We start from the raw sequence: 5,637 nt of genomic DNA, 5'->3' as shown, positions 1-5,637 counted from the left end.
CGTAGCGGCGGCGTGTCATCATAGCTCCTAATTCGGAAGCCTTGAATCACGCCGAACGCAATACGCCAAGAGAATTTATGAGTTTACGGCCTAGGCAAGGTCGTTGCGAGCACTTAGAATTCGCCTTGACGCTGGTGATCAGTTTCTGATCCAAGCCCGGTGTCGTTCCGTAACAGATACAGGAACGTTGAAACAGGACGGGCTCATTGGCGACCGAAAATGCAAAGCCGGTTATTCTCTGGTTTCGGAAAGACTTGCGGCTAGATGACAACCGAGCCTTGCACGCGGCTTGCACGTCGGGGCGCCCTGTTATCCCCGTCTATATACGGGAACCCCGTTCGGACGGTACGGCCCCCCTTGGCGCAGCGCAGGACTGGTGGCTCCACCACTCCCTTGAAAGCATGCAGGGCGCGCTGTGCAAGCTTGGCGGTTCGCTGCATTTGGTCTCCGGCCATGCGCTGGATGAACTCAGCGACCTTGTTGCTTACAGCGGAGCAGAGACGGTACTGTGGAATCGGCGCTATGACCCGGCCGGCATTGCAATCGACACGCAGATCAAACGGACGCTTGCAGAGCGGGGCATAGAGGCCAGGAGTTTTCCCGGTCAGCTCCTCCACGACCCATCCAAACTGATGACCGGCGCAGGAACGCCCTATCGCACCTATACACCCTTCTGGCGTGCGTTGGAAAAGTTGTGCGAGCCGGGCGAGCCACTGGATCCGCCGACGAAGATCAGATTTGCGAACCTGCCTCGGGCGTCCGAACTGTTGGCCGACTGGACATTACTGCCCACAAGGCCGAACTGGGCGAAGGAGTTTAGCGACATCTGGATACCCGGTGAAGCGGCGGCACATCGACGGCTGAGCGATTTTGTCGAGGAAGACCTTCAAGGTTATCGGCTCAATCGCGAGCTTCCGTCGCGGCAGGCGACGTCCCAGCTCTCTCCCTACCTCGCGCTCGGAATTATTTCCCCGGCCCGCGTCTGGCACGAGACGCGGGGGTTGAGCAAACGCGTGCCAGTCGAGGATCTCGTTCACTTCCGCAAGGAACTTGCCTGGCGGGAGTTTTCCTACCACCTGCTCTATCACTTCCCAGGGCTTCCCAATACGAACTGGAACGACCGGATGGATACCTTTCCCTGGGAAAATCACCGGGAGCATTTCGAGATATGGACAAAGGGACTGACTGGTTATCCGATCGTGGATGCAGGGATGCGTCAGCTCTGGCGCCATGGTTACATGCATAATCGGGTTCGCATGATCGCGGCGTCCTTCTTGATCAAAGACCTGATGGTCGACTGGCGCCTCGGCGAGTCCTGGTTTCGGGACACGTTGATCGACGCTGATCCCGCCAACAACGCTGCAAGCTGGCAATGGGTCGCCGGATCGGGTGCGGACGCCTCTCCGTTCTTCCGCATCTTCAATCCGACCCTTCAGGGTGAGAAGTTCGACCCGGACGGTGCTTACGTACGCGAATTCGTCCCCGAACTGGCCAATCTTGACAACAGGTACATCCATCGGCCATTCGAGGCACCGGTCGATGTTCTGGCGAAGACAGGCATCACGCTCGGCACGACCTATCCCATGCCCGTGGTTAACCACGCGTTTGCCAGGGATAGAGCACTCGAGGCGTACAATGCGACAAAGGGCGCGTTTTGATCGCGCGCCGCAGCCCGTGCAGCGTCTAAACGTGCATCACTGTAAACCAGCCATGCGATAGCCGCGGATAACGCGCTGGTCCGCCTCCATGTCTCGGGCCGATTGCGATAGCGGCCCGTTAGGCCATCGTTATTCCGATTGCAGGCATCGGCCGACGTTCCCGATCGCTGCGTAGGTTGGCGCCGGTCGCCCTCTGGATGCGTTGCTGTCGTCGGTGCCATCCACTCGATGTGTGGTCGAAGCAACCAAACCATTCGGAACGCATTTCGATTAGCGTATTGAAGCGTGGCATCACGGGGTCCGATCCACGTGACGTCAGGCTCGAAACGTCCGGTCTGCTCTATCTCATGCGGACCGGACATCTCGGTTGGGCCATCAAAACGGCTTGAGGCCACGCGTATTTATGATCGCGCCGCCCTTTCGAAAATCCTTGCAAAGCGCTCTGCGAAAGCCCGGGGGTCAAGTGGTTTGCTGCCGTCAAGAATACGGGCCTCGTCCAGCAGAAGCGCGACCGCATCCTCACGGAAGGCCGCGTCGCCGTCGATTGCGGCAATGGCCCTGATCATTGGATGAACAGGATTGATTTCAAGGACTGGTTTGGCTCCAGCCTGGATGCGACCCGCTCCCTGCAGGATTTTCTCCATCTGGAGATCGTAGCCTCCTTCCGTTGCCACGAGGCAAACCGCGCTTTCGGTGAGGCGGCCCGACACGCGAACGTCCGCGACATGATCCCGGAGCTGTTCTTTTGCGAACTCGATGAATGCCGTCGTTTCGGCAGGAGCGTCAGCCGCCGGATTGTCCAGGCCGTCAACCTTTGCAAACTGCGACAGATCGGTCGATCCCTGGGTAATGGACTTGAACGTCTTGCCTTCAAAGTCGGGAGCATTCATGACCCAAAAGCTATCGATGGAGTCCTCGAGCAGCAAGACCTCGATGCCTCGCGCGCGAAACCCCTCGAGGTGAGGTGAAGCCTTGAGCTGATCGTGCGAGCCGCCGGCGAGATAAAAGATCGCGTTCTGATTTTCCCTTGCGTCCTTCACATAATCTGCGAGGGAGCGGTGCGCCTCGCCCGATGCCGTCGTTCGGAACCGTGAAATAGCAAGCAGTTGAGCGCGACGCTCGGCATCCTCGTAGATCCCTTCTTTGAGAACGGCGCCGAAATTGTCCCAGAACGTCCTGAAGCCGTCGGCATCATCCTGGGCGAACTTCTCGATGGCACTGATAACTCGGTTGGTGACGCCCTTGCGGATAACCGTCAGGATCGGGCTTTCCTGGATCATCTCTCTCGACACGTTCAAAGGCAGGTCGGAGGTATCGACAAGGCCGCGGACAAAGCGAAGGTAGCGCGGCAGCACTTCGGCTTCATCGGTAATGAACACGCGCTTCACGTAAAGCTTCATGCGACCCTTTCGATCAGGGTCGAACATGTCGAACGGCTGGGAGCCGGGCACGTAGGCAAGCGTCGTATATTCATGACGCCCTTCTGCTCTGTAATGCACCGTTACGGCGGGCTCGTCGTATTGACCGGAAATTCCGCGGTAGAAGTCCGTATAGTCGTCCTTGGATATGTCCGATTTTGCCTTGGTCCAGAGCGCGGTGCCGTCGGTTAGCTGCGTACGCTCGCCACCCGGTTTGTCGATCAGGTCGATTGCGACAGGAACGTGGCCTGATTGCTCCTTGACGATCTTCTCCACGGTCCATCGGGAGGTATATGTCCGGGCATCTTCCATCAGATGCAGCGTGATGCGTGTTCCACGCGCTGGCGCGTCGGCAGGATCCAAGCCTTTCACGGTGAAGCTGCCCTTGCCATCGGAACTCCAAAGCCAGGCCTCCTTGGCGCCAGCACGCCGGGAAATCACGTCGACCCGGTCGGATACCATGAAGCAGGAGTAGAAACCGACACCGAACTGCCCGATCAGCTGGCTGCCCTCTCCTGCCTTGCGCGCTTCAATGCGCTCCATGAAAGCCCGCGTGCCTGAGCGCGCGATGGTGCCGAGAGCCTCTATCATTTCGTCGTGGCTCATGCCAATGCCATTGTCCTCGACCCTTAGCTGCCCATTTTCCTCGTCAAGCGTGATCGTGATGCGGGCATCAGGTGCGCTTGCCAGCAGCGATGGCGTCTCTATCGCCTCATATCGGAGCTTCTCGCAGGCATCGGCTGCGTTCGAAATCAGCTCACGAAGAAAGACGTCCCGATCCGAGTAGACCGAGTGGACCATCATATGCAGAAGCCGCGCAACGTCCGCTTCAAACACGTGATTTTCGGCTGGCTTGTCTGCCGCAATGGTCATGCCGTATGTCTCCTGTCGGATTAGGAAATGGAGCCATGAAGTGCCCAAATCCATTCAAAAATTCAAGATGGTTTTCGATCCCGAGCCTGGCGGAGCGCACTTCCATTAACGCAGTTGTGCAAAGCGCTTCCTCGGATCTTTCTTATTCCTGGAGTCTTGCGACTATCCTCGCTTGTACCGGGAGTGAGTTCAATGTTGGTAGCGCGTTTGGTGCCGGGAAGCTTTTATTGGGCCAGACCCATGGCCGACATCCATGAGATCACGATCGTGCAAGTCTCGACCATGTTCGGCGAGGATCGGGACTTCTGGACGCTGGCCGCCATTGGTTCGGACCAGCATTACATGCCATCTGACTTTGAAATCATCGGACCGGTCGACGGACCAGGATGGACGCTGCGTCAGGCGGCTGAATAATACCGCACTGTCGGGATGCGTCATGGCGATGTGGGGACATCCCTCGCGTTGGTCGTCGACGCTGCCGCGTGCGTCTGATCCTCGATCTGTTCAACTTGCGCGATGACAGAACGACTTTCAACGCGTGAACTGAACTCACATGGGACTTCCCCCTCGGCATTTGCGACTACGGCCCCCTGCACAATGTGGGCTGCCGCATCTGCGCCCGTTACTGAGCCTGACCAGCAATATAAACAGAGACAGCTTGACAACCGCGATTAGAGAACGTGTTGGGTCACAGTCCTTCGAAGTTCCGCAAAAGCCGGTCCCGGAAGCGGGGTTTCTAAGTGCGGTTTTCCTAGTGGGTGAGCCGATGCGGTATTTCTGTCGGACCCAGATCTTCTGAATCTTCTCTCTGAACGCTAATTCGCCGCGTCACGAAGCTTTTGATCCAATTCGCTGATCCAGGAGATATATTTTTCCCGCAGCGGATGATCTTCCGCCAACAAGGCAAGCTTCATTTCCGCGAGCTGGCGCTGATCACGGATGAGTTTAACGTCAATCTTCATTCATAGCTTTTCCTGATTCTGCTGGTTCAATTCAGTACATTTCCAGAAGGAGTACTACCTGATTGCACGAGTCTGCACAACAGACTGTTCCTTCTTTGTTCCGTGTCACCTTCGCCGAGTCTCTGCTCGGCAGAGACGCCAGTTTTGAAGTCCGGGCAAGAACCCGATCGGCGTGGTGGCCGCGGACTGCAGTCATTTATGTTGGCGAAATCTTCGAGGGGAATATTGGTATAAGCCGGCGCCTTGACCCCACCCGAGCGGCAGAACAATGAAGCGGCTCGAACTGAGAAGCTTGCGGTTCCATCAGCAACATTCTCAAAAGCAATTAGATGCCTCACACGGTTGGCACTTTCGGGTAAGGATCGTCATCCTGCACGACGACGTAGCCAACATTGTTGAATATGCCCGAGTGCGCTCGACCCCGCGAATGAGTACTTCTGATTATTGGGCGAACCCATGGCGACGGGATTTCACGCCGGGCGCTTCGGCAGCATATCTACCGGCCTCACCTCAAGGCCACCAGCGAGCCCGACCAGGCGTAGCGAAGTGCTCATGCTTCTTACTCCCCGGACAACCGCTCGAGGCAGACTGTTTTGACAACCTCCTGCAGGCTCCTGACCCGCTCCGTCAACCAGGCAAGTTCCTCTTGGGTGATCTCGTATTGGGAGGAATACCTGGCTTCGACATAGGCGCGAGACAGCAGCTCGAAGCACCGCCGCGAAAACC

Annotated in this window: 4 protein-coding genes; 2 read left to right on the top strand and 2 right to left on the bottom strand. The window is 57.4% G+C overall.

The window, feature by feature from the left end; all coding sequences use genetic code 11:
* Positions 1-206 precede the first annotated feature (206 nt).
* Positions 207-1,658, top strand: a complete 1,452-nt coding sequence (locus FHX16_RS31310; protein ID WP_183759300.1) for a deoxyribodipyrimidine photo-lyase — start codon at positions 207-209, stop codon at positions 1,656-1,658.
* Positions 1,659-2,059: 401 nt separating this feature from the next.
* On the opposite strand, the gene htpG is transcribed toward FHX16_RS31310, so the two are convergent.
* Positions 2,060-3,949 carry a molecular chaperone HtpG gene (gene htpG, locus FHX16_RS31305; protein WP_259132218.1) on the bottom strand — a complete coding sequence of 630 codons (1,890 nt, stop codon included), beginning with the start codon at positions 3,947-3,949 and terminating at the stop codon, positions 2,060-2,062.
* 192 nt (positions 3,950-4,141) lie between these two features.
* On the opposite strand from htpG, the gene FHX16_RS31300 reads away from it, so the two are divergent.
* Entirely contained in the window at positions 4,142-4,363 is a 222-nt protein-coding gene (locus FHX16_RS31300; protein ID WP_183759298.1) for a hypothetical protein, read from the top strand.
* A gap of 401 nt (positions 4,364-4,764) precedes the next feature.
* Here the strand turns inward: FHX16_RS31300 and FHX16_RS31295 are convergent, their stop codons facing one another.
* Complete coding sequence (locus FHX16_RS31295) at positions 4,765-4,911, bottom strand: hypothetical protein (protein WP_183759297.1); 147 nt, start codon at positions 4,909-4,911, stop codon at positions 4,765-4,767.
* Positions 4,912-5,637: the final 726 nt, after the last annotated feature.

Origin of the sequence: Rhizobium sp. BK661, from assembly GCF_024808825.1 — a bacterium.
In the GTDB taxonomy this organism is placed as follows: Bacteria; Pseudomonadota; Alphaproteobacteria; order Rhizobiales; family Rhizobiaceae; genus Rhizobium.
This window is presented reverse-complemented; position numbering and strand designations above follow the sequence as displayed.